This is a genomic window from Streptomyces sp. NBC_01635 (assembly GCF_045209715.1).
GTDB classification, from domain to species: Bacteria; Actinomycetota; Actinomycetes; order Streptomycetales; family Streptomycetaceae; genus Streptomyces; species Streptomyces hirsutus.
Genome location: NZ_CP109277.1, coordinates 1,045,500 through 1,068,574 on the forward strand (window position 1 = coordinate 1,045,500; position 23,075 = coordinate 1,068,574).

Annotated in this window: 25 protein-coding genes and 1 pseudogene; 12 read left to right on the forward strand and 14 right to left on the reverse strand. The window is 68.6% G+C overall.

What is annotated here, in order from left to right:
- Positions 1-17: 17 nt before the first annotated feature.
- Complete coding sequence (locus tag OHB56_RS05140; protein ID WP_406351867.1) at positions 18-923, reverse strand: LysR family transcriptional regulator; 906 nt, start codon at positions 921-923, stop codon at positions 18-20.
- 138 nt (positions 924-1,061) lie between these two features.
- Between OHB56_RS05140 and OHB56_RS05145 the strand changes: the two genes are divergently transcribed.
- Both OHB56_RS05145 and OHB56_RS05150 read left to right on the forward strand, forming a co-directional pair.
- Complete coding sequence (locus OHB56_RS05145) at positions 1,062-1,310, forward strand: hypothetical protein (RefSeq protein WP_406351868.1); 249 nt, start codon at positions 1,062-1,064, stop codon at positions 1,308-1,310.
- A gap of 123 nt (positions 1,311-1,433) precedes the next feature.
- The gene (locus tag OHB56_RS05150) at positions 1,434-2,624 is read left to right on the forward strand and encodes a CaiB/BaiF CoA-transferase family protein (RefSeq protein WP_326756320.1); all 1,191 of its coding nucleotides are present in this window, start codon (positions 1,434-1,436) and stop codon (positions 2,622-2,624) included.
- Positions 2,625-2,682: 58 nt separating this feature from the next.
- Here the strand turns inward: OHB56_RS05150 and OHB56_RS05155 are convergent, their stop codons facing one another.
- From OHB56_RS05155 to OHB56_RS05170, 4 genes are all read right to left on the reverse strand, one after another.
- Entirely contained in the window at positions 2,683-3,111 is a 429-nt protein-coding gene (locus OHB56_RS05155) for a VOC family protein (RefSeq protein ID WP_406351870.1), read from the reverse strand.
- Positions 3,112-3,114: 3 nt separating this feature from the next.
- Positions 3,115-3,894, reverse strand: a complete 780-nt coding sequence (locus OHB56_RS05160; protein ID WP_406351872.1) for a serine/threonine protein kinase — start codon at positions 3,892-3,894, stop codon at positions 3,115-3,117.
- A 189-nt stretch (positions 3,895-4,083) separates the two neighbouring features.
- Positions 4,084-5,028 carry an aminoglycoside adenylyltransferase domain-containing protein gene (locus tag OHB56_RS05165; protein WP_406351873.1) on the reverse strand — a complete coding sequence of 315 codons (945 nt, stop codon included), beginning with the start codon at positions 5,026-5,028 and terminating at the stop codon, positions 4,084-4,086.
- Between the two features lie 61 nt (positions 5,029-5,089).
- Positions 5,090-5,629 carry an isochorismatase family cysteine hydrolase gene (locus OHB56_RS05170; protein WP_406351875.1) on the reverse strand — a complete coding sequence of 180 codons (540 nt, stop codon included), beginning with the start codon at positions 5,627-5,629 and terminating at the stop codon, positions 5,090-5,092.
- A 198-nt stretch (positions 5,630-5,827) separates the two neighbouring features.
- Between OHB56_RS05170 and OHB56_RS05175 the strand changes: the two genes are divergently transcribed.
- Complete coding sequence (locus tag OHB56_RS05175; protein WP_055597609.1) at positions 5,828-6,256, forward strand: pyridoxamine 5'-phosphate oxidase family protein; 429 nt, start codon at positions 5,828-5,830, stop codon at positions 6,254-6,256.
- A gap of 154 nt (positions 6,257-6,410) precedes the next feature.
- Entirely contained in the window at positions 6,411-6,857 is a 447-nt protein-coding gene (locus OHB56_RS05180; protein ID WP_326756315.1) for a type II toxin-antitoxin system PemK/MazF family toxin, read from the forward strand.
- A gap of 27 nt (positions 6,858-6,884) precedes the next feature.
- On the opposite strand, the pseudogene OHB56_RS05185 reads toward OHB56_RS05180, so the two are convergent.
- Positions 6,885-7,332, reverse strand: a pseudogene (locus tag OHB56_RS05185) (TIGR02452 family protein); the annotation flags it as partial.
- Between the two features lie 366 nt (positions 7,333-7,698).
- On the opposite strand from OHB56_RS05185, the gene egtA reads away from it, so the two are divergent.
- The 5 genes from egtA (at position 7,699) to OHB56_RS05210 (ending at position 12,889) form a co-directional block, all read left to right on the forward strand.
- Entirely contained in the window at positions 7,699-9,087 is a 1,389-nt protein-coding gene (gene egtA / locus OHB56_RS05190) for an ergothioneine biosynthesis glutamate--cysteine ligase EgtA (protein ID WP_326756314.1), read from the forward strand.
- The gene (gene egtB, locus OHB56_RS05195; protein ID WP_406351877.1) at positions 9,084-10,400 is read left to right on the forward strand and encodes an ergothioneine biosynthesis protein EgtB; all 1,317 of its coding nucleotides are present in this window, start codon (positions 9,084-9,086) and stop codon (positions 10,398-10,400) included. The genes egtA and egtB overlap by 4 nt, the downstream gene beginning before the upstream one ends.
- Positions 10,400-11,218 (forward strand): ergothioneine biosynthesis protein EgtC, encoded by an 819-nt coding sequence (egtC, locus tag OHB56_RS05200; RefSeq protein ID WP_406351879.1) that lies wholly within the window; start codon positions 10,400-10,402, stop codon positions 11,216-11,218. Before egtB ends, egtC begins: the two co-directional genes overlap by 1 nt.
- Complete coding sequence (egtD, locus tag OHB56_RS05205; protein ID WP_406351881.1) at positions 11,215-12,177, forward strand: L-histidine N(alpha)-methyltransferase; 963 nt, start codon at positions 11,215-11,217, stop codon at positions 12,175-12,177. The genes egtC and egtD overlap by 4 nt, the downstream gene beginning before the upstream one ends.
- Before the next feature lie 496 nt (positions 12,178-12,673).
- Positions 12,674-12,889, forward strand: coding sequence for a dodecin (locus tag OHB56_RS05210; RefSeq protein WP_055597615.1), 216 nt, complete (start codon positions 12,674-12,676; stop codon positions 12,887-12,889).
- A 137-nt stretch (positions 12,890-13,026) separates the two neighbouring features.
- Here the strand turns inward: OHB56_RS05210 and OHB56_RS05215 are convergent, their stop codons facing one another.
- Positions 13,027-13,518 (reverse strand): hypothetical protein, encoded by a 492-nt coding sequence (locus OHB56_RS05215; protein ID WP_406351884.1) that lies wholly within the window; start codon positions 13,516-13,518, stop codon positions 13,027-13,029.
- 230 nt (positions 13,519-13,748) lie between these two features.
- Here OHB56_RS05215 and OHB56_RS05220 point away from each other — a divergent pair, with 230 nt between their 5' ends.
- The gene (locus OHB56_RS05220) at positions 13,749-14,270 is read left to right on the forward strand and encodes a hypothetical protein (RefSeq protein ID WP_406351886.1); all 522 of its coding nucleotides are present in this window, start codon (positions 13,749-13,751) and stop codon (positions 14,268-14,270) included.
- Positions 14,271-14,707: 437 nt separating this feature from the next.
- Positions 14,708-14,923 (forward strand): winged helix-turn-helix domain-containing protein, encoded by a 216-nt coding sequence (locus OHB56_RS05225; RefSeq protein WP_406358929.1) that lies wholly within the window; start codon positions 14,708-14,710, stop codon positions 14,921-14,923.
- Positions 14,924-15,244: 321 nt separating this feature from the next.
- On the opposite strand, the gene OHB56_RS05230 is transcribed toward OHB56_RS05225, so the two are convergent.
- The 6 genes from OHB56_RS05230 to OHB56_RS05255 form a co-directional block, all read right to left on the reverse strand.
- Positions 15,245-16,009: a hypothetical protein gene (locus OHB56_RS05230; protein WP_406351888.1), complete on the reverse strand. Its 765-nt coding sequence runs from the start codon at positions 16,007-16,009 to the stop codon at positions 15,245-15,247.
- A 938-nt stretch (positions 16,010-16,947) separates the two neighbouring features.
- A complete protein-coding gene (locus tag OHB56_RS05235; protein ID WP_406351890.1) occupies positions 16,948-17,214 on the reverse strand; it encodes a helix-turn-helix domain-containing protein in 267 nt (88 codons plus the stop codon).
- Between the two features lie 928 nt (positions 17,215-18,142).
- Positions 18,143-18,577 (reverse strand): helix-turn-helix domain-containing protein, encoded by a 435-nt coding sequence (locus OHB56_RS05240; protein ID WP_406351892.1) that lies wholly within the window; start codon positions 18,575-18,577, stop codon positions 18,143-18,145.
- Positions 18,567-18,782 (reverse strand): hypothetical protein, encoded by a 216-nt coding sequence (locus tag OHB56_RS05245; protein WP_406351894.1) that lies wholly within the window; start codon positions 18,780-18,782, stop codon positions 18,567-18,569. The genes OHB56_RS05240 and OHB56_RS05245 overlap by 11 nt, the downstream gene beginning before the upstream one ends.
- 76 nt (positions 18,783-18,858) lie before the next feature.
- Positions 18,859-19,119: a hypothetical protein gene (locus OHB56_RS05250; RefSeq protein ID WP_406351895.1), complete on the reverse strand. Its 261-nt coding sequence runs from the start codon at positions 19,117-19,119 to the stop codon at positions 18,859-18,861.
- Between the two features lie 202 nt (positions 19,120-19,321).
- Entirely contained in the window at positions 19,322-20,815 is a 1,494-nt protein-coding gene (locus OHB56_RS05255) for a recombinase family protein (RefSeq protein ID WP_406351897.1), read from the reverse strand.
- Positions 20,816-20,898: 83 nt separating this feature from the next.
- On the opposite strand from OHB56_RS05255, the gene OHB56_RS05260 reads away from it, so the two are divergent.
- The gene (locus OHB56_RS05260) at positions 20,899-21,912 is read left to right on the forward strand and encodes an LLM class flavin-dependent oxidoreductase (RefSeq protein ID WP_406358930.1); all 1,014 of its coding nucleotides are present in this window, start codon (positions 20,899-20,901) and stop codon (positions 21,910-21,912) included.
- Between the two features lie 34 nt (positions 21,913-21,946).
- Here the strand turns inward: OHB56_RS05260 and OHB56_RS05265 are convergent, their stop codons facing one another.
- Positions 21,947-23,023, reverse strand: a complete 1,077-nt coding sequence (locus OHB56_RS05265; RefSeq protein WP_406351899.1) for a DUF2382 domain-containing protein — start codon at positions 23,021-23,023, stop codon at positions 21,947-21,949.
- Positions 23,024-23,075: the final 52 nt, after the last annotated feature.

Sequence of the window (23,075 nt, forward strand, 5' to 3'; positions counted from 1 at the left end):
CGCGAGGGGTGCCGCTCTCAGGCGACGGCCGTCGGCGCCAGCTCCCGCAGTTCCCGCAGCGCGGCCTCGACCGCCGGTCGGGCGTGGCCGCCCCCTCGGGTGCAGGTCAGCAGTTTGCGGTGCGGGTTGCCGGTGCAGCGTACGCGGGTGATCGGCAGGTGCGGGGTCAGCTGGGCCAGCCGCGGGATCAGGGCGACGCCGAGCCCGTGCGCGACGAGATGGGCGGTGACGTTCCAGTCGAGGGCGTGGTGGACGACGTCCGGGGTGAATCCGGCGGCGCCGCAGGCCGACATCACATGGGGCCGGCAGGGGCTCTCCGGCACCGGCGCGATCCACGATTCGCGCGCCGCCTCCTCCAGGCCGGCCCGCTCGCGGCCGGCCAGCGGATGCCCTTCGGGGACCACGAGGTCGAACGGGTCGTCCAGCAGCGGCTGTTGGTCGAAGCGTGCGTCGCTCAGCGGCGGGTTGAGCGGCGTCGCCTCGACGATCGCCAGATCGGTGGCCCCCTCGAAGAGCAGGTCGAAGCTCTTCGACACCTCCGTCTCCAGGATCCGCACCGTCAGCCTGGGATGACGGGCGCCCAGCCGGGCGGCCATGGGGGCCAGCAGGACCGAGATCGCCACCGGGAAGCCGGTGACCCGCAGCAGCCCGGTGGGGGCGCCGTGGTCGGCCCGCAGATCCAGTTCGGCCTGTTCCCAGCGGGTCTCGATGGCGTCGGCGTGCGCGAGCAGGCTCTCGGCGGCCGGGGAGAGCCGTACGCCGCGCCCCTGCGGTTCCAGCAGGTCGACGCCCAGGTCTCGGGCGAGCTGGCGGATCTGCTGGGAGGCGGCGGACGGGGTGAAGTGCAGGGCGCGGGCCGCCGCGGTGACCGTGCCGTAGTGGGCGACCGCCCTGAGGACGTGCAGCCGACGCAGGTCAATCATGTAGTCCACGCTTCACGGTGGGGTCCATAAAGCCAACCTGGACGTGTACGGAAGGTGCGACGCACCCTGGTCGTGTGACGACGGCCGCCCGTGCCATGGCGTACCGGGAGCCGAACTTCGAGGAGCCGAGGAGCCACCATGACCAGCGCGCACGCAATCACCGGCACGGCCGGCGCCGTCTGCCCGTACTGCGGATGGCCGGACGACGCCGAGCCGTTCCAGCTGGTGTCGCGGCACAGCACCGCCGCGGGCAGCACGGTGTGGACCCGTTGCGGGTGCGGCTCGCTCCAGGTCCGTGCCGTCGACGGCCGCGGCGCGCGCGTCGTCACCCGTAGCAGGCCGCCCGCCGGGGTTCCGCCCACCCGTGCGTGCGGGACACGCGGCTGAGCGGGCCGAACGGGCCGGGGGCGGCCGTTGACAGGCCGCTCGCACCGGCTGTACTGATCGAGCGGACGGGGCGGCAGGCGACCGGGGCGGTCCGGGAGAACGAGCGGAAGGCGAGCGGAGGACGTGGACGTGCAGAGACATCCCCTGTCCGGGGTCACGGTGGTCAGCCTGGAGCAGGCCGTGGCCGCGCCGTACGCCACCCGGCAGCTCGCCGACCTCGGAGCCCGTGTGATCAAGGTGGAGCGGCCGGGCGAGGGCGACTTCGCCCGCCGCTACGACACGACCGTCCACGGCCACTCCAGCTACTTCGTGTGGCTCAACCGGTCCAAGGAGTCCCTCACTCTGAACCTCAAGGATCCGCGGGGACGCGAGATCCTGCACCGACTCCTCGCCGGAGCCGATGTGTTCGTGCAGAACCTGGCACCGGGTGCGGCCGGCCGGCTCGGCCTGGGCACCGACGACCTCGCCCGGCGTCACCCCCGACTGATTCCGTGCACCGTCTCCGGCTACGGCACGAGCGGCCCCTGGGCCGACCGCAAGGCCTACGACCTGCTGGTGCAGTGCCAGACGGGCCTGGTCTCCCTGACCGGAACGCCGGAGGGGACCGCCCGCACCGGCGTCTCGGTGGCCGACATCGCCGCCGGGATGTACGCGTACAGCGGGGTCCTCACCGCTCTCTACACCCGGGCGACCGCCGGCACCGTCCACCCCGTGGAGGTGTCGCTGTTCGAGGCCCTGGCCGAGTGGATGGGCCAGCCCGCCTACTACACCCGTTACGGCGGCAGCCAGCCCCCGCGCCTGGGCACGCGGCACGCCACCATCGCCCCGTACGGCACGTACCGGACCGCGGACGGCCGCGAGGTGCTGTTCTCCATCCAGAACGAGCGCGAGTGGACGGCCCTGTGCACCGAGTTCCTGGGCCGCCCCGAGCTGACCGACGATCCGCGCTTCGCGACCGGTTCCGCGCGCGTGACGCACCGCGAGGAACTCGATGCCGTGATCGCCGAGCGCTTCGCCCGCTCCGACGCCGACGAGCTCCTCGAGGACCTGGAGGCGGCCGGCATCGCCTGCGCGGGGGTCAACGACGTCGCCGCCTTCCTCGGCCATCCGGTCCTCGCCGCCCGCGACCGCTGGCGCGAGGTGGCGGTCCCCGGCGCGACGGTGGAGGCCCTGCTCCCCCCGGCCGACCTCGCGGGCCTCCCGCCCCGCATGGACCCGGTGCCCGCCGTCGGCGAGCACACCGAGTCCATTCTCGGCGCCCTCGGCCACTCCCCCGCCGACATCGCGGCCCTGCGTGCGGACGCCGTCGTCTGAACGGACCTCGGAGCGACTGCCGGGGGCCGGTCCGGCCCCCGGCAGTCGCTCAAACGGATCAGACCGCGCCGGGGACTTCCTCGGTGACGCCGTTGAGCGGGGAGTCCGGGTCGGTTCCATAGGGGCGGGTGATGACTTCCAGACCGTGTCCGGCCGGATCGGTGAAGTACACGCCGTGGCCGCCGTCGTGGCGGTTGACGCGGCGCGGGTGGCGGCCGTGCGGATCGGCCTGAATGGGGATCCCGGCCTCCACGAGCCGGTCGAGGATGGGGGCGAACTCGTCCTCGGAGACGAGGAACGCGTAGTGCTGTACCGGGATGTCGGCGTCGATGGTCGCGAAGTCCAGGGTGACGCCGTTGGCCGTCGTCACGGGAAGGAAGAGTCCGGCCGGTTCGCCGGCCTCGAGCCCCAGGATCCGGGCGAGGAAACGGGCGGACTTCTCCCGGTCACGGGTGAGAACGATGGTGTGGTTGAACTCGACTGACACGGTTCAATGCCTCCACGGGCATCCGCGGCGCCTCCATGCCTCACCCAGCCGATGACCGGCACGCGATGCCGCACGGCGATGGTAGACAACCGCGTCGGTGGCCGTCGGGTCCAGGCGCAGCTTGGCGAAGGCCAGGTAGTCGATGTGGTAGTTCACCGCGAAGCGGGTCAGATCACGGCAGGACTCGAGCGGGCGCAGCCGCTCCACGATCTCCCCGACGCCGGGCAGTGCCGAGTCCGACGGGTCCCGCAGCAAGGGTTCGCACAGGGCGACGAGGACGAGGAAGTACTTCGATGTCGGGTCCAACGCGAAGGGATGGATGGTCTGTTCGCCGATGCCGTGCGCGGACCGCTCACCGAGGTAGGCGTGCTGAGGGGCGAACACCTTGAAGGCTGCCGTACCGGTGAGGGCGGGGAGCACCACACGGGAGAACTCGAAGGGCACGGGCGCTCCGAGCCGGCCCGGAGCCACGGTGATGTACTCCCCGGCGCCCTCCAGGTTCTCCACCACATAGGACACGCTGCGGCTGAAGTTGGACAGCCGCCAGTAGTCGCCCGCCGCCTCCAACTGCCCGGCGCGACGGGAGATTCCGGGATCGGCCAGCGTGATGGACGCTCCCCCGGCGACGGCCGGCCCGCGCCCGAAGTCGACGACGTCGCCCGGCCCCAGGTGCAGCAGCGCGGGCTTGCCCGCCCCTCCCCCTGTGCGCGTCCCGGTCTCCGCACGCGTACCGCTCTCCGGCGGCCGCACGGGATCCGGCAACTGGACGATGATCGTTTCCACGGTCGTTCCCCCGATCCGTCGCCAGAATTGTAGGGGTGGGTTCCGCTTACGAGCAGTCGGCGCGAGCGGTCAGAACCAGGTGTCCGGCCGTGTGTCCCGGCCGTCCTGCGGGGAGCACGGGTCCGACCCCTTCGCCGTGGCCGCCGAGCGGCAGGTCGGCGAGGAGGCCTCCGTTCGCCGAGCGGCCGTTCACTGTCGCCGGGGATGCCCACGCCCCGCCCCCGTGGGCTCCTCCGACCCGGTGCCGGGTTCCGCGTTCCTCGGGGACTCCGCCGTCGTCGTGGTCTCCCCGGCCGCCTCGGCCTCCCCGGTGGTTGCGGTCGCCTCCGCGGCCTCGTCGACACGGTCGGCCACCCGGCCCAGGAAGCCACGCACCTCGGCGGAGGGCAGGGTGAGCGCGGACCCGCGCGGGCGTTCGAAGCTGTGCACCGCTGCCTCGACGAGGGCCCGGAAGTCGGTTTCGGCGACGGCGACCGCCCGCGCCGCCCGCCGCTTGGGGAACCACCGGCCCGTGCGGCAGAACATCAGGGAGCGGCAGCCGTTGAGTACCCGGTTGTCCGCCAGATGGTCTTCGCCGTCGGCATGCTCGCGGACGGAGGCACGCAACGCGACGAGCAGTGCGGCGCGTTGCGGTTCGGCGATCACCGCCCGCGTCGGCCTGCCGAACAGTGAACGCCCCGCGTGGAAGGCGATGGAGCGGTCGATGACGTACCAGAAGGGCGCGGACTCCCCCGGGTCGAGACTCACCTTCTCCGGCAGCGCCGCACCGGTGTTGAGGTCCAGCAGATAGCCGGCCTCCCCCGACGGGCGAGCGGTGAAGTCGGCCCCGTAGACGACCAGTTCCAGACCGGCCGCCGGACACGGCAGCGCGGGATGGGCGAGCGCGTCGGCCAGCTCGTGCAGCGCCCGGCCGGGCAGTGCCGGGTCCACCACGACCGTGACGTCGACGTCGCTGCGCCCGTGCCGGTAGTCCCCCAGCGCGACGGATCCGACCGCGAGGACGCTCACCAGGTGAGGGCCGCAGACGGTGCGGGTGCGACGGAGCAGCTCGCGCAGATAGGGGCGCAGCTCTGCGGGCAGGGGCTGCGGGGCGGAGGGAGAGGAAGCAGCGGGAGGACCTGGGGTACGCGCCATACGGCCAGTGTCGCGCGGGGCGGCGCGTCCTGGCCCCGCGTCGACGAGACGACCGGCACCGTCACTCCGCCCACAGGTCGCCGCTGTCGCACACGTGTGCGTTCATGTTGCGTTCCATCATCCGCAGGGCGGCATCCGCCAGGTCGGCGTGCATATGGGCGACGGCGTCACGCGGGACCACCACGTCGAGGTGGCGGATGTGGGCGTCCAGCGCGGAGTACAGCACACACTGCTCCGTCACCTGGCCGCACAGGACGAGCCGGTCGAGGCCCTGCTCGTGGAGGAGGTAGTGCAGCGGTGTCTCGAAGAAGATCGAGTGGCGGGCCTTGACCACGAAGAGTGAGGAGTCGGTCGGCCGCAGTGGTTCGACGAGGTGCGCATGGGGCCCTGCGAGCGCCTTGTCGAGCAGCTCGCCGTGGTGCGACCGCCACTCTCCGAAGTTGTCGTTGACGTAGATCACCGGGACGTCCCGCTGCCGCGCCCGGTCCAGCAGGCCCGAGACGACCGGTACGACCGACTCCGCGGACGGCATCAGCAGCTCGGCGTCCGGGTGGTCGTAGGTGTTGATCATGTCGATGACGATCAGTGCGGTATCGCCCATGCCACCGGTTCTCCCTTGGCCACCCCCACTCGAACGGGATCCGACGGCAGGGCCCGGCCGTCCCTGCCGGACCCCACCGGCCCCCGGGGTACCCACCCGTGCCGTTTTCACGCACCGACACCCGTTCTCCGGGCGCCGGTGGCTCATCAGGGCCGTCCGGCCCTAGCCCCGCCGGGATCGGCCCCCGACCATGGACTGATGTTCCAGAGCGATGGTTTCCGTGCACTCGAGCGCCAGGAGTGCCTGCGCCTGCTGGCCAAGGCGCCGGTCGGTCGCGTCGTGTACACCCGGCAGGCGCTGCCCGCCGTCCTGCCCGTCAATTTCTCCCTGGACACCGACTCCTCCGTGCTGCTGTGCACCTCGCGGGACTCCGACCTGGTGCGTGCGATCGACGGGGTCGTGGTGGCCTTCGAGGCCGACGAATTCCATGCCGAGCACCGGGCCGGATGGAGCGTGGTGGTCACGGGCCGGGCCGCGGTGGTGACCGATCCCGCCGAGCACGAGCGGCTGCTGCGGACCGGCCCCGATTCCTGGATGCCGATGCGGGACGGGGTGTTCGTACGGATCGAGGCCGGGATGGTCTCGGGCAGGGAACTCGCGGGTGCGCGCGTGCACGGCACAGCGTGACCCTTCCACCGCACGGCCCTTCCACCGCGTGCGCCCGGTGCGCCACGACCGCCGTCCGCCGTCCGCCGTCCGCCGTCCGCCGGGAACCGTACGACGCCCTTGCCCGGCAAGGCAGTTGATCACGGTCCCGGTGGCATCCCGTACGGTACGGCCTGTGACCGAGTACAGCACTGATGAAGCCCCCGGCCGCCTCGGCCCCACCGCCACCACGGAGGCCGTACCCGGCGAGGTGGGCCGGGTACGCACGGAATACTCGCCCGAACACGACGGTGACCCCGACCCGGGGGAAATAGTCTGGACCTGGGTGCCCTACGAGGAGAACGACGGCCGGGGCAAGGACCGTCCGGTACTCGTGGTCGCGCGGGAGCCGGCCGGGACCTTCCTCGCGGTGCAGCTGTCGAGCAAGCAGCGCAACGGGGACCGGGACTGGGTGCCGATCGGGAGCGGGCCGTGGGACCGCTCGGGCCGCGATTCGTGGGTCGCCGTCGACCGGGTGCTGCGGCTGCACGAGGACGGCATGCGCCGCGAGGCGTGCGCCCTGGACCGGATGCGGTTCAATCTGGTGCGTCACCGGCTGCGCGAGCGGTACGGCTGGAACTGACCCTCACCCGATCGGCTGCCTGGTCCCTCAAGAGGCCGGCGCCAGGTCTGCGAAGGTCCGCTCGAACGCCGTGCGGACCTCGCTTCCGCGTGTCCGGTCCAGAATCCCGAACACCACGTGCTCGAACGCTCCGGCGAACCGTCCGCCCGGCTCCAGCAGCGCCCGGAACGCGGCCGCCACCTGTGTGGGGTCGTTCCGGAAGATCCCGCAGCCCCAGGCGCCCAGCACCAGCCGCCGGTAGCCGTGGGCGACGGCGGTCTCCAGCACCCGCTCCGCCCTGACCGCCAGGGCGCGGGGCAGCTCGGTCGCGCGCTCCGGTGCGGTCCGCGGGATCACGCCGGCGTTCGGCGCGGCCGAGGTGAGGAAGCCGACGGGGAACGGCGCGTCGAGGACGCCTGCCGCGATCATCGCGGAAGACGGGCACGGCGGGCGAGTGGATCGCACGATCGGTGTAGAACGGGTCGCGGTGCGTCCGGTCTCCCGCGCGATGCCGCGCAGACGCGCGCTCACGCCGCGACCCCCGTACGCGCCGTGACCGCGCGCCCCGCGATCGCCCCCGTGGTCTTCGCCGACAGGTCGCCCGATCTTTCCCCCGTCGTGCTCATGGAAGCATCGTGAGCGATGCTGAGGAAACGACGCAACGGAGTTTTCCCCCCGCGGAAGGCCCGGGAAGTGAGGGAAAAGCCCTCGGAAACGGGCGGGGAGGAGAGATCACCGGCCCGGAGCGCCCGCCAGGCGCCCTTGTGCCGGACGTCGTGAGGGTTTTGGCTGGACGAGTTGATGCCTGCCCGGCAAAAGACCCCGGGTCGGCGACATGGTGGTATCTCAGGAGGATTCCTACATGTCCGATTCGGCAAGTGGCTGTATCGAGCCACGCCCCGCCGTCACCGAAGCCGAGGCGGAGGCCCTCGTACGGGGCATCTGCTTCAAGACCGGACCACCGCGCCGCCTCGGTGTGGAGGTGGAATGGCTGGTCCACGAGCTGCGGGCCCCGCAGCTCCCCGTGACATCCGAACGACTCGAAGCGGCTTACGTCGCTCTGCGGACCGTGCCCCTGAACTCGGCGCTCACCGTCGAACCCGGAGGCCAGCTGGAGCTCAGCTCGCAGCCCGCCGCCTCCCTCATGGAGTGCGTCGGCACCGTCCGCGCCGACCTCGACGCCGTCCGCGCGGTACTCCGCGAAGACGGTCTCGGCCTCGTCGGCCTCGGCCACGACCCCTGGCACACGCCGCGCCGGTTCCTGCGCGAACCGCGCTACGACGCCATGGAGGCCTGTCTCGACCGCACCGGCCCCGCCGGCCGCGCCATGATGTGCACCTCGGCCTCCGTGCAGGTGTGCCTGGACGCCGGGTACGAGGAGCCCGGCACCCTCGGTCATGTGCGGCGCTGGTGGCTGGCGCACCAGCTGGGCGCGGTGCTGGTGGCCGCGTTCGCCAACTCCCCGCTGGCCGGGCACCGGCCCACCGGCTGGCTGTCCACCCGGCAGCTGCGCTGGGCCCAGATCGGCACCGGCCGCGCGGGCGGCCCCGTGCTGGACACCGATCCGCGCGGCGCCTGGACCCGGCACGTCCTGGACGCGCCGGTGATGTGCATACGGCAGGACAGCGGGCCGTGGGACGTGCCGGACGGGCTGACCTTCCGCGAGTGGGCCAGGTCCGGTGTGCCGAGGGCACCCACCCGGGAGGACCTCGACTACCACGTCACGACGCTGTTCCCACCGGTCAGGCCGCGCGGCCATCTGGAGCTGCGGATGATCGACGCGCAGCCCGGTGACCACGGCTGGATCGTGCCGCTGGCCGTGGCGACGGCACTGTTCGACGATCCGGAGGCCTCCGAGACGGCCTACCGCGCCGTGAAGCCGCTGGCCGAACGGACCCATGGCATGCCCGCGCCGCACAACCCGCTGTGGCGGGACGCGGCCCGTGGCGGCCTGGCCGACCCGGAGCTGCGCGAGGTGGCGGCCCTCTGCTTCTCGGCGGCGCTGCGGGCCCTGCCCGGACTCGGTGCCACGACCGAGGTCGTGGACGCGGTGGCGGCGTACCAGGACCGCTATGTCGCCCGCGGCCGCTGCCCGGCCGACGACCTGCTCGACGCCCGGCGCGCCGGAGCCGACGGCGCACCGGGCACCCGCCCCGCCGGCGCGTCCGGCACGCACCCCCACAGCGCTCCCGGCGCTCCCGGCACGCACGCGCGCGGAGCGCATCCGCACGGGAAGGACACCTCCTCATGACCGACCCCGCCCTCGACGCCGAAGCCCTGCGCGAGCGCGCGGTCGCCTCGCTGATCACCGCGCGCGACCGGACCACCCTGCTGACCAGCTGCGTCGACGGGCCCGATCTCACCGCGCAGCACTCGCCGCTGATGTCGCCGCTGGTGTGGGACCTCGCCCACATAGGCAACCAGGAGGAACAGTGGCTGCTGCGGGCCGTCGGCGGGCAGGAGGCGATACGGCCCGAGATCGACAGCGTCTACGACGCCTTCGAGCACCCGCGTGCCGAGCGGCCGAAGCTGCCGCTGCTGCCTCCCGAGGAGGCTCGCCGCTACGCCTCGGACGTGCGCGGCCGGGCACTGGAGGTGCTCGAGGGCACCGCGTTCCACGGCGAGCGGCTGACCGAGGCGGGGTTCGCCTTCGGGATGGTCGCGCAGCACGAACAGCAGCACGACGAGACGATGCTGATCACCCATCAGCTGCGCAGCGGCCCGCAGGCCCTGACGGCCCCGGACCCGCAGCCGGTGCCCTTGTTCACCGGCCCGTCCGAAGTGCTCGTCCCGGGCGGCCCGTTCACCATGGGTACCTCGGACGAGCCGTGGGCGCTGGACAACGAACGTCCGGCGCACCGGCGCGAGGTGGCGCCGTTCCACATCGACACGACACCGGTGACGAACGCGGCGTACCAGGCGTTCATCGAGGACGGCGGCTACGACGAGCCGCGCTGGTGGACCGCGGAGGGCTGGGCCCACATCCGCCGCAACTCCGTCACCGCCCCGCTCTTCTGGCGCCGGGACGGCGGGCGGTGGCTGCGGCGCCGCTTCGGCGCGACCGAGGCCGTGCCGCCCGACGAGCCGGTGCTGCACGTGTGCTGGTACGAGGCGGACGCGTACGCCCGCTGGGCCGGGCGCCGGCTGCCCACCGAGGCCGAGTGGGAGAAGGCCGCCCGGCACGACCCGGCCGGCGACCGCTCGGCGCGCTATCCCTGGGGCGACGCCGATCCCGGCCCGGAGCACGCCAACCTCGGCCAGCGCCACCTGCGGCCCGCGCCCGCGGGAAGCTATCCGGACGGCGAGTCGCCGCTCGGGGTGCGCCAGTTGATCGGCGACGTGTGGGAGTGGACGTCCAGCGACTTCCTGCCCTACCCGGGGTTCAGGGCGTTCCCGTACAAGGAGTACTCGGAGGTGTTCTTCGGGACCGGGTACAAGGTGCTGCGCGGCGGTTCGTTCGCGGTGGACGCGGTGGCCTGCCGGGGCACGTTCCGCAACTGGGACCATCCGGTCCGGCGGCAGATCTTCTCCGGGTTCCGCACGGCCCGCTCGGAGAGCCTCTGATGTGCCGTCACATCGCCTACGTGGGGCCCGAGGAGTCGCTCGGCCGGCTCCTCGTGGACCCGCCGCACGGGCTGTACCGCCAGTCGTGGGCGCCCCGGCACCAGCGCTACGGGACCGTCAACGCCGACGGTTTCGGGGTGGGCTGGTACGCGCCTGGGGACCCGGTGCCGGCCCGGTACCGCAGGGCGGGGCCGATCTGGGGAGATCCGTCGTTCGCCGATCTGGCCCGGGTCGTCCGCACCCCGGCGCTGCTCGCGGCCGTCCGGGACGCGACCCTGGCGGGGGCGGACGGCGAGGCCGCGGCGGCGCCGTTCGCCGCGGGAGCCTGGCTGTTCAGCCACAACGGGGCCGTGCGGGGCTGGCCGGGCACGCTCGCGCCGCTCGTGACGAGCCTGCCGCCCGAGGACGTGCTGTCGCTCGAGGCCCGCAGCGACTCGGCGTTCGTGTGGGCCCTGGTGCTCGCCAGACTGCGGGCCGGGGACGAGGAGGGGCAGGCGCTGGCCGACACCGTGCTGGAGGTCGCCGCGGCGGCCCCCGCGTCCCGGCTCAACCTGGTGCTCACCCAGGGCGACACGATCACCGCGACCGCGTGGGGCGACACGCTGTGGTACCTCGTCCGGCCGGGCGGCGGCACCGTCGTGGCCTCCGAGCCGTACGACGACGATCCGCACTGGCGCGAGGTCCCCGACCGCACCCTGCTGGCCGCGAGCCGCACGGACGTGCTGCTCACCCCGCTCAAGGAGCCGGGCGACGCCCTGGCGGGCACCGCCGCACCGGCACCGCACACACCGGAACCACCGAAGGAGCCCCGCACGTGAGTCCGTTCCGTCTCACCCGCACCCTGCCCGAGGACGCCACCGACTCCGCCCTGCGCGCCGATGTCCTCCAGGGCCTGACCGGCAACCCCAGGACGCTGCCGCCGAAGTGGTTCTACGACGCGCGGGGCAGTGAGCTGTTCGAGGAGATCACCGGGCTGCCCGAGTACTACCCGACGCGTGCCGAGCGCGAGATCCTGCTCGCCCGCTCCAGGGAGATCGCCGAGGCGTCCGGTGCCCGTACCCTCATCGAACTGGGCTCCGGCTCCTCGGAGAAGACCCGTCATCTGCTCGACGCCCTGACCGGGCTGCACACGTATGTCCCCGTCGACGTCAGCGAGAGCGCCCTGACCCTGGCGGGCCGGGCACTCGCCGCCGAGCGGCCGGGGCTGAACGTGCACGCCCTGGTCGACGACTTCACCGACCACATGACGCTGCCCGGCACCCCGGGACCGCGTCTGGTGGCGTTCCTCGGCGGCACGATCGGCAATCTGCTGCCCGCCGAGCGGACCGCCTTCCTGGCCTCCGTACGGGCGATGCTCGCCCCCGGGGACGCGCTGCTCCTCGGCACGGACCTGGTCAAGGACGAGAAGGTGCTGGTCCGGGCGTACGACGACGCGGCCGGGGTGACGGCCGCGTTCAACAAGAACGTCCTGACCGTCATCAACCGGGAGCTGGGCGCCGACTTCGATCCGGCCGCCTTCGACCATGTGGCCGTGTGGGACGCCGAACACGAGTGGATCGAGATGCGCCTGCGCTCGCGCGACCGGCAGACGGTGAAGATCCCGGCGCTCAATCTCGCCGTCGACTTCGGCGCGGGCGAGGACCTGCGCACCGAGGTCTCGGCGAAGTTCCGCAAGGAGCGCGTACGGGAGGAACTGGACGCCGCCGGGCTGGAGTCGGCCCGGTGGTGGACGGACGAGAAGGGACGGTTCGCGCTGTCGCTGAGCGTGGCGCGCTGACGGGACGGGCCGCGGCGAGGGCCCGGGGTCACCGGGTCCCTCGCCTCACCGGGGCCTTCCCGGACACGGTTCGCCGTCCCACGAGCAGGGCCGGGACCCGGCGCCACAACGGTGCCGGACCGCACGGCGGGCGGCGGCACCGGCCGGTTCAGCCGGCGCTGCCGCCCCGCGCCGCAGTCCTTCGGCGAGCGACGCCTTGTCGAAGTCGCCTGCCGCGAGCCGGGCCGTGAGGGCGGGTGCCGCGGTGCGCCGGTCCGCGAGGTCCCGTGCCACCCGACGGAGGCAGCGGTCCCCGTCGGCGCACGGGCCGCACGGACCCCGGAACGCTACGGACCCTGAACGGCCGGCCCGGACGGTGCGCGGGCCGTGGGCGCCGGACCCGGGCGCGGGGCCCGACATCTCGCGCTCGGCCACCACTTGGGGCACGGTGGAGTGACGTGCGACACAGGAGGCGGCCCTCGTACCGGTGGGAGCCGCCGGCGAGAGGAGCACCCTCATGTCCAACCACACCTACCGGGTCACGGAGATCGTCGGCACGTCACCCGACAGCGTGGAACAGGCCGTCCGCAACGGCGTCGAGCGCGCCTCGCAGACCCTGCGCAATCTGGACTGGTTCGAGGTGACCCAGGTGCGCGGCCAGCTCGAGGAGGGCCGCATCGCGCACTGGCAGGTGGGCCTGAAGGTCGGGTTCCGCCTGGACGAGCCGACCTGAGCCGTGTGGAAATCCACAACCCGTCCACAACGCCGCCAGGAGTTCACCCGCCCGCCCACGGAGGCGGCCGCGAGCGGCCGGGCGCGTTCACGGCACGGGAGCCGTGCACACCCGGAGGGGAGCGGGAGGGGCGGACGTCAGGTCCGCCCCTCCCGCTGCTGTGCCGCCTTCAGCTCCCCCGACGGGACCGCCCAGCGCGCGTGCACCACGGTGAACCCCGCCCGCCGGGCGTCCGCGCAGACCAGTTCGTCGTCGTCCACGAGTACCCGGATCTCCCGGGTGCGGGCGAGACGGCGCAGGATCGCGAGCTTGGTGTACCGGGCGGGCCTCCGGTCGGCGTCGCCCCGCATGTGCAACGGCCCTTCGGGCAGCCCCTGGGCGGCCAGCCAGTCCAGCGTGTCGCGCCGGCAGCGCTCGGGGCGTCCGGTGAGGTAGACGATCCCGCACTCCCGCGCACTCTCGTGCACCAGCGCGATGCCCTCCGCGAGGGGCCCGTCCGCGGGCGCGGCGGCGAAGAAGGCGTCCCAGTCGCGCGGCCTGCGCTCCAGGTACCGCTGCCGGTGCGCGGTGTCGGCGAGGGTGTTGTCCAGGTCGAACACGGCGAGCGGGCGCTTGTCACGGTTGGTCACGCCGCCCAGCCTAGGCCCGAGGTCGGTTCCATCGGTCACCGAGGAGAGCCTCCGCCGTCCCGTGCGGAAGACGTCCCGCGGCAACCCCCGGCACCGCCGCGCGGGGCGGACGGCCACCGCGCCCCCGCGGGTCCCGGTCACCGTCGACGGTGTGCGCCACCCGACTCCCGCAGCATCCGGTCGGATGCGTACGAGCCCGGGCTGCCACGCCCGGAGAGCCGGAGAACCGCGTGCGGACGGTGTACGAACGGCTGCCGGTCACCGGGTTCACGGGGACGCGGTCGGACACCGCGTCCCCGCACACCCCTCCCGTCCACTGCCCCGCGGCGCGCACTCCGCGCCTGGCCCAGGGCAGGGCCGAGGCCGCGGCCGGTTCCCTGAGGCCGGCCCTTGCCGGCCGGGAGGACGAGGGTCTCGAGCGGTGCCGGCTGCTCGGCGCCCACGTGGAGGTGGCCCTCGCCCTGGGACGGCTCGACGAGGCGCGCACGGCGGCCGGGGAGCTCACCGCCCTGGCCGGACAGTGGCAGCGCCGGTGCGGCTCGGAGTCCACCGACTGCACCCGGGGAACCTGTTCCGCCTCAACCACAACATCGCGCCGGGAGGAATCGCCGGGCCCGGCAGGTGTTGAACCTCGTATGAGCACTGTGATCGCCTCGGCCCGCTTCTCCGTCCTCGACCGCTCGCGGATTGAGACACTTGGACAACACATCCCCGTGACCAGCCATGATGACTGTCTGTGCATCTGGACATGAGGAAGGCCCCTGGTCATCAGAGACCAGGGGCCCATGTTGAGAGGGGAGAGCCGGCTACTCCAGAGCCTCCAGCCGCTCCCCTCGGCACTCTGCGACGTCTACCGCGGCCCGAGTGGACTGCACCATGTAGGCAAGAGCCCTGATGAGTTCATACCTACTGGCCCTTTCCTGAGTAACCAGAGCCAGGGCCTTGTCAGCATCCTTCCTGGCCACACTCAGCACGTGCTCTTCCCTGTCCTCTGCCAGAGCGGACATGAGCCCCCCTGGCTGGTAGTAGCCAGTCCTGCCCGACTCATCAGCCGGCATGCGTTGTAGCTGCACTGCCTCACCCCTGCCTGGTGACACCCGCCTTTGTAGCTCACTCTGTAGCAAGCTATTCGCGGATAGCGAGCATAGCGCGGGTGCGGCAGATAGTGCAGTAGCCGAGCATGATCCGCATGGATGCAGCACAACCACCGTGGCGACGCGTCGCCACTGCACTTGAGCAGCGGATAACAGACGGCACCTACGCCCCAGGGTCACGCCTCCCCGGTACCGTGCCCCTGAGTGTTGAGTTCGGGGTGGCACCTTCGACCGTGGCCAAGGCTGTGGCAGACCTCAAACGGCGTGGCCTGGTTACCGCCTCCCCAGGTTGGGGAACGTTTGTCGTCTGACGTTTACCCTTTAGGCTTGACGCCTTTGCCCCTTTGCCTTGGTGTCTGGCCGGCTATGTTTATGACAGTGCCAGGCACCAGTGCATTTGGTGCCTGTTATCCCTGTCTGTTTCATGTGCCATCTGTTTACATCATGCCGGCATTGTCTGTGCTCCTGCGCTTATTCCTGTGCGCACACCCCCGGGGTAATGGGTATAACGCCAACAAGGGAACCCGCCGGGAGGCCTGCTCTTCGATCGTGTACGGGTAATGAATGTTTGTGATCTTGTGGATTGAAACGCCAAAAAGGGCCCCCAGCGTTAGCCAGGGGCCCCATAAACGTCAGTGTTCCCAGTTGTTGCCGTAGCCGTCTGCCTTGGCAATGAAATACCGGGGCTTGGGATTGTCGTTGAACTCCTCCACAACAGGAGGATTGGGGTCCGACTCAATAAGGCCGGACACCTTAACCGGGATCTGTCCATAATCCAGTTCCTGGGAAGCCTCCCAAGTCAGTAGCCCATCCTCATTAAGCTCCCAGCATTCCAGCCGGTCACCCTGGGAATGACCATGCCGCGGGTGGACATCCATACCGCCGGCGGTCACGCAGTAACTGAACAGGCCGGCATGCTTCTCCAGAGTCTCCCTGGCAGCCATGGCAGCCTTATATGCCTTCTCCCACGCATCCCTAGCCTGTGCTGCCTTGGCCGCTTCCTTACGGCCCATGGGAACAAGCTCTTCCTTAACCCCATCATCAAACGCCTTACGGGCCCTGGCCACAAGGAACTCAAGAGCCGACACAGTGCGGTCATACTCTTCAGTCTTAGCCTTGACCGCGCCAAGGAACTTGCCCTTATCGGGAAGTGCCTTACCTTCCTTGACAGCCTGAATCTCAAGGGCCTTTAGGTCTGCCTTGGCATCTTCAAGGGCCGGCGTAGAATAACGGGCCTTGACCTCTCCCACCTGGGAGACGTCCCGAGTTCGGTACCGCGCATTCTCCTGCTTATACGTGGACAGCTTCGCCTTGGCATCCTCGTACTCCTTGCGGAGTGCCTTTACCTTGGTCGACAGAGGAAGGTCACGGGGAGGTTCAACAATGTAATCAGCCATTAGTGCTCCAATATGTCGTAATGTCGTTTCGTTCCCTCAAACAAAGGACCCCATCTGCCATAGTGCAGATGGGGAATACCAGATAACCAGCAAATGACAGGGGCTCCATTAATCGCCCCTGGCTTTGAATTGTCCAGCCTTACAGGCGTCATAGAACTCATGGGGTGTCATGTCATTGAGTTCTGCATGAGTGTCTGTCGTCTGGGTCCCATCGGAAGTAAGGGCGTCATTCATGGTGGATTCCTCCTAGGCAGTCAGCATCTTGATATAGCGAGCACCGGTCCTGTCAGAGACTCCTAGAGCCTTGGCAATGGCAGGGCCCGTAACGAGCTGTCCTGTCACATCGAGATTCTGGGCAGCCTCTCGAATGGCTGCCAGGGAAGGCTTGGAACGGCCCTTAGAAGGCTTGTCGGGGCGCAGCATGGGAGCAGGGGCCTTGGGCTCTTCCCTGGCATTCTCAGGCTCTTCTGTGGCTTCCGTTCCCGTTTCCTTATCTGTGACACCGACAGCAGGAGTCTTAGGTGTCACGGCCAGATGCAAAAGGTGTGCCGCACTGACAGCAGGTACGGCGGACACAGCGGCAATTAGCCATGGCCCCGAGGTGACATAGCCGGCCGCAAGGAGGTGGCTCACAATCTGAGCACCCATGGCAAACCCGAGTGCCATTCCTGCTCCCAGGATCGATGACAGCCAACCTCGGTCACCCTTCCTCCGAGAAGTGGCCACTGTGGCAGCGCATACGGCATACAAGGAGAGCACCAGAGGCGCAAGGTACTGGAATCCCTCCCCATAACCAGCCGTCTCGGCGAGAGAAACCTCGGACGGTGAACTCATCAGGAGAGCCCCTAGGAGTACCAGGGGCCTACCTGCCGAGGAAGCGAGACGTGCATACCAAGGTGCCTTTGAAGTCGTGTTCATATTGTCGTGTGTCCTAACGTCTAGTCGTTGTAGGCGGCCCTAATGACCGCTCTGAGGGCAGGGTCCTTGATCTCAGACAGCAGGGACCGGAGCGGGATGTTTAGCACCTTGGCCATAGTGATCTGGTGCTTCAGACCAGGATTACGGTTGCCCTTATTGGTGTTGAACCACTTCTCCGGGGTTCCTTCATAGACGTCACAAGCCTCTGCCAGTTGTCGGTAGGTAACGCCCTTGACTTCCCTCAGGAGGCCCCATGTCCGGCGGTCCCATACGGAGATCTTTGCCATTCCAGATCACTTCCTTAGTGAGTGTCGTGTAGGTAATTGTGGGGTTGGTAGGCATAAGAAAAGGCCCCGGTCTCTACGCCACACGACGAAACGAAGAGACCAGGGCCAGACTGCCCAGAGACCAGCACCGGGCAAGGGGGGAAGGAACCGAGACTACGAACCAGGGGGAGACCGAAGAGAGGAAGTGTATTTACTCGCTCACTTTTCCCTTCTACCTATGACGTCGGTGTCTCTCGGACTAGGTTTGTGACGTCACCAAAGGCAAAGAGAGTGTAAAGCCTACAAAGCCCCTGGTCAGAGCATTGGTTGACCCGTCCCACCATGACGGGTCAGGGCCGGCACAGAGGGCCTAGGAACCCCCACCACACCCCAGAGGACAGGGCGTAGCTCCCAGAGCTTCCTACGGCCATACAGAGACTTCCGCGGCCCCTACAGAACCAGGGCCGGACCACTCGACACAGAGACCAGAGAACATCCATAACCCATGGAAGCTCTGTACGGCCCCTGGAAGGCCGTACAGCCATAGCCCTAGGCAAGGAGTCCAGGAAGACTCTCAGAGGCCGCTACGGAGCCGTACAGGGGCTCTGCCGGGGGCGGGACAATGTATGTCGTCACTTCCGTTCCTCACAGCCATTAAATGGCTGGTCTCGTTGCTAGCCCCTTGAAGGGCTAGCTGACTCGACACTCCCTCTCTCCGTTCGGTCGTTGCCTTGGCTGTCTCAGATCCCAAAAGATCGAAGACAGACCTACTCAGTTAGATGATCTTGTAATGACTATGGCCAAGGAACCATCGAGACTCCTTGGCCAACTGATCATGCTCTTACTAACCCTGGTAAATACTCCTAGTCTCTTAAGGAGACTAGGAGGTAGTTAATAGAGTAGTTCGTCTATCATCAGTGATAGACCCCCCTATCATCAGTGATAGACCCTAGTCCTGGTTCGGGACGGCTCCGATGCGCCAGATGTCAGAGGTACCAGGGCGTGCCACGGCTTTACGGATAAGGTCCTTCTCCTTGAGTTCGGCCATGGCTCGGTTAGCCGTGGGAGTCGACATGCCAAGACGTTTGGCAGTGTTGCCTATGGCCTCAGAGTAGCCATGGGAGTTCTTCCCACACTTCTGAGATACGCCTACGGCAAAGTGGACTGTGGAGGCTTTCACGCCGGCCTCAGCAACAATGTAAAGCCATTCAGTGTATCTGTGGTTCGTCATGTCAACCCATGCCGCTTTACGGCGCTCTTCCTCCCTGACAGCCTTGGCCACCTTTTCCGCGGCCTCCCGCTTCTCTCGGTCGATATCCCAGGGGCTCTTTGAACCCCATACGTCATCTACTGCCGTGTCATTACTCATCTGCTTAGTGGTCATACTTCTCTCCCATCTTCACTGCCATCTTGTCCAATTCGCCTACCATTGCCTCTGCCATGGCGTCGTGAATCATGTCTTCAGCCTCGGAGTGGTCCACCTTGTAGAGACCAGCGACAAACCATGCAGCCGCGGTCATATCCATTGCGCCATGCCATACCATTGAGCCGACACGTTCAATGGCAAGTGCCTTCTCTGCCTTTGTCACTGTCCTGTCCTCTCCAGACATGAGAAAGGGCCCGCAACGTGTTGTCACGGGCCCTACTGGTGTTCTTATTCGGTTGTCAGTTGCCGAGTTCGGACAACATTCTCTCTGCCACTATGTCTGTCAGATACTGCGTGGCGTAGTCAACGCCGAAAGCCCCCGCTGAAGTCTGGGAGTAGATCTGTGCCGCAGTGTCCAGTGTCACCGTTCCACCCCTGACCTGTTCGGCCAAGGCGTAGATCAGCTCTGACAGCACCTCTGCCCAAGCATCCTGCCACTCCTCATTCCGCTCTGCGTCGTTCTCCCACTTGTCCCCGAATGCGTTGGCGTGGTCATCCATGTGCCCGGTGTCGAGGACGCAAGGGATCCGGTGTCTTCCGATGGCCGGCCCGGACTCCCAACCAGGCTGACGTGCACCACAGGCGTTCTTCGGCATAGACTGTCATCTCCTTCACAGGAGACAGAGGGGCGTTCTGTTTGGCGACGGGCGCCCCTCTGCCTGTTCAACAACGGTGGGTTGCTGGTTATTCCCTGATGGTCTCTCAGAGACCGAGGCGCTTCTTACGCTCGGGCCACGTCTCAGGTTCCGGGGTGATCTTGAACGTCCCCCGTCCGACGTGGACCTTGTAGCCAGACTTGATCAGTTGCTTCCTCTGGCCTTCTAGATCCAAGCTCCCCCACAGCTCTAGGAACGTCTGCCCTGTGTCCTTCTCAGACCAGTGACCCTCTACTGTCGGCTCTGCTGCCAACTCCGCTTCTCGTGTCCGCAGAGCATGCATGCGGTCCTTGTACTCCTTGGGGTTGTCATCGAACTCCCCCTCTACGTACAGGTTCCGCAGTCGAGAGATGCGCTTGCGCACTTCCTCAAGTTCCCTGGTGTTGTCCGTACCAGGGACCCACGCCTTCTCGGTCACCTTCTCGTGTCCGTACCGCTGTAGGAACTCAATCTCGATGAACTCTTCCACTTCCTCAGCACGCACAGAGCCGGTGCACTCCGCTTCCTTGGGCCAAGCACCACAGACGTAATACCGGTAGGTGGCGTTCTTCTTCTTGGCCACCTTGTGCCGGGCCTTACTGCCACAGGTGAGGCAGTACACCAGACCGTAGAGGGGTGCCGTGCCGTTGACACGTCGTTGTGTCGTCTGCTGCCTGGCCTCAATGGCAGTCTGTAGGGACTGCCACTCTTCCTCTGTGAAGATGGGGTCTGCCAACTGGATTGGCTGTTCCTGACTGTCATACAGAACCTTGCCCTGATACTTCTTGCGCCCGAGTAGGGCAGGGTCCATCAGGAGATCCTTGACAGAGGAGACACCCCACTTCTCGGGCACGCCCTCTACCGTGCCGCGGCGACTGGAGACAGGCTTACCCTTACGGACCCGTGCCCTGTCCCTGGCAGTCAACTCCCCATGGGCGTTGAGGTGCTTGGCCACGCCTAGGAAAGACTGGCCGGCAATGATCTGTCGCCGCATCTCATGCAAGACCTTGACCATGTCAGGGTCCTGCTCCAAGTACGTGGCTGTCTTGCCATCGACGTACCGCTTGACAGGAACATAGCCAAACGGGGGAACGCCACCGGGCCACCGTGTGGTGTACCTACGTCGTTCGTGACTGTCCTTTGTCCTGGCCTTGATCCGGTCCAACTCCATAGCCGGACCAAGTCCCTTGGCATGGAGCAGGAGCCGCCCGGTACGGGAGTACATCTGTTCGTTGAACCCTGGGTCATCCAAGACAAGAACACTCTTGTTGTGCTCGATAGCCCAGAAAACGAACCTGAGGAAGTGGATGTCATCACGGGACAGTCGGTCCTGTGTCGACACCCAAAGCTCATCCCACTTGGACAGGTTCTCGTCTACCAGCCAGGGCCCGAGGCTCTTCCTCTGGAAGGGGTCAACGTCACCGGACACTGACAGGTCGACCGCGGTACCAACAACCGTGACGCCTTCTGTCTTGGCTAGCCGGCTCAACTTCTCGTGCTGGCTCTCGATGGACTCTGAGCGCTCTCCCTTGTCATCTGAGATGCGCTCAACCAACAGCACCCGTCGCACCGTTCGTACCCCCCTGGTTCGGGGAGACCCCCTGTCTCCCTGGTTCCAAGGTACCGGATGGTTGTCAATCAGTCATCATCCGCTCCCGCACCCGTGAGGGGCACAGCGGTCCCGAGGCGCTGCGCGACACCGTGCGCCTGGCGCGGGAGCTGGAGGAGCTCGGCTACCACCGCTTCTGGGTCTCGGAGCACCACGGCGTGCCCGGAGTCGCCGGCTCCGCGCCGACCGTACTGGCCGCCGCCGTCGCCGCGGCGACCCGGACGATCCGCGTCGGCACCGGCGGGGTCATGCTGCCCAATCATCAACCGCTCGTCGTGGCCGAGCAGTTCGGGGTGCTGGAGTCGCTTTTCCCCGGGCGCGTCGATATGGGCCTGGGCCGCTCCGTCGGCTTCACCGACGGGGTGCGCAAGGCGCTGGGACACGGCAAGGACGACGCCGAGGACTTCGGCGCCCAGATCGACGAGCTGCTCGGCTGGTTCCGCGGCACCTCCCCCACCGGAGTGCACGCCCGGCCGGCCGAGGGCCTGGCCGTGCCGCCGTTCGTGCTGGCCATGGGCGAGGGGGCGACGATCGCCGCCCGCGCGGGCCTGCCCATGGTCATCGGCGACCTTCGCGGCCGGGACCGGATGCGGCGCGGCATCGACCGCTACCGGGAGCACTTCCGCCCATCCGTCTGGGCGAGCGAGCCGTACGTGGTGATCTCCGGGACGGTCGCTGTGGCGGACACGCCCGAAGAGGCCCGCCGGCTGCTGATCCCGGAGGCCTGGTCGATGGCGCATTCCCGGACCCGCGGCACCTTCCCGCCGCTGCCGCCCGCCGAGCGCGTCGAGTCGTTCACCATGACGGCCAGGGAACGCGACCTGTACGAGTCCGGGCTCGGCGGCCATATCGCCGGCACCGAGGAACAGGTGGCCGGCGAGCTGGAAAGGGTGCTGAAGGAGACGGACGCCCAGGAGGTCCTCGTCACCACCAGCACCCACGACCGTACGGCCCTGCTGGACTCCTACCGGCGGCTCGCCGCCCTGACCGGCCTCGCCGGGCCCACGGATCCCGCGGACACGGGGGACGACGGCGCGGCGCGCCGGTGAGCGGACCCACCGGCGCGCACGCTGCGCCCTCCGTTCATGTGCGGCCCCGGCGTGGAACGTCGCGGCCCCGTCCGGCGGCGTCGTCCCGCCGCAGGGTGGCGTCCGGAACGCCCTCGCTCTCGATGCGCTCCTTGCGGACGCGGCCCCGTACGGTCTCGTTCTCGGTGCGTTCCTCCATGGTCAGCCGCACCCGCTCGACGGGTACCGCCCTGGTCTCCACGACGGGCCGCTCCTCATGCAGGATGACCTCGTAGTCGGCCTCGCCTATCTCGGCGCCGGACAGGGCGGCCTCGCGTTCGGCCTCCGTGATCGGCTCACGCACCACGCGTACCTCCTCATGGCGCACGGGCACGGTCTGTTCGACGTCCTCCGTCACGACGTACTTGTGAAGCTTGGCCCGTCCGGTCTCGCGCCGCTCGACGCGAACATGCATCTCCTCCTCCATGCGCGTCATGGACTCGGCGCCCTGCCCTGCCCGCACGCCGGCCACGCCGGCGGTCCCGGCGACACCCGTGGGGCCGGTCCTGCCGGTCCGCTCGGAGGTCGCCGGCGTTCCCGTGGTGGCTGCCGACGCCGTCCCCGCGGTGGTGGTCGTCCTGGTCGCCGCCCGGTCCTTGCCCGAGGTACGGGCCGTACCGGCGGCGCCTGCCGCCCCGCCCCGACCCGTCGCGCCCACTGCGCCCGCCGCACCGGCGGCACCGGCGGCACCGGCTGTTCCGGCCTTACCCATGCCCGGGCGCTTGTCGGTCCGGCCCTCGCCCGTTTTCTTGGTGTCGTCGCGCAGCACGCCGCCCCAGTCGATGCCGTAGTAGTCGTACAGCCGGTGTTCCTCCGCCTCCGACAGGTGGCCCTGCGAGTCGACGTCGACGTCGGGTGCGCCCTTGATCTTGTCCTTGGGGTACGGGACTTCGAGGTGATCCTCCACCAGCTCGGCGTCGCGGATGGGAATGAACGACTCGCTGGTGCCGAACATGCCCGTCTTGACGCTCACCCACTCGGGGCGGCCGCTCATGTCGTCGAAGAAGACGTGCTTGGCCTCACCGATCTTGTTGCCCTCGCCGTCGTAGACGGGGTGATCCAGGAGGATCCTGACCTCATCGCGGGTGATCATCTGGCCTCACCCTCCTTTCAGGTATCACTCCCGTCCGGATGTCCTCCCCAGC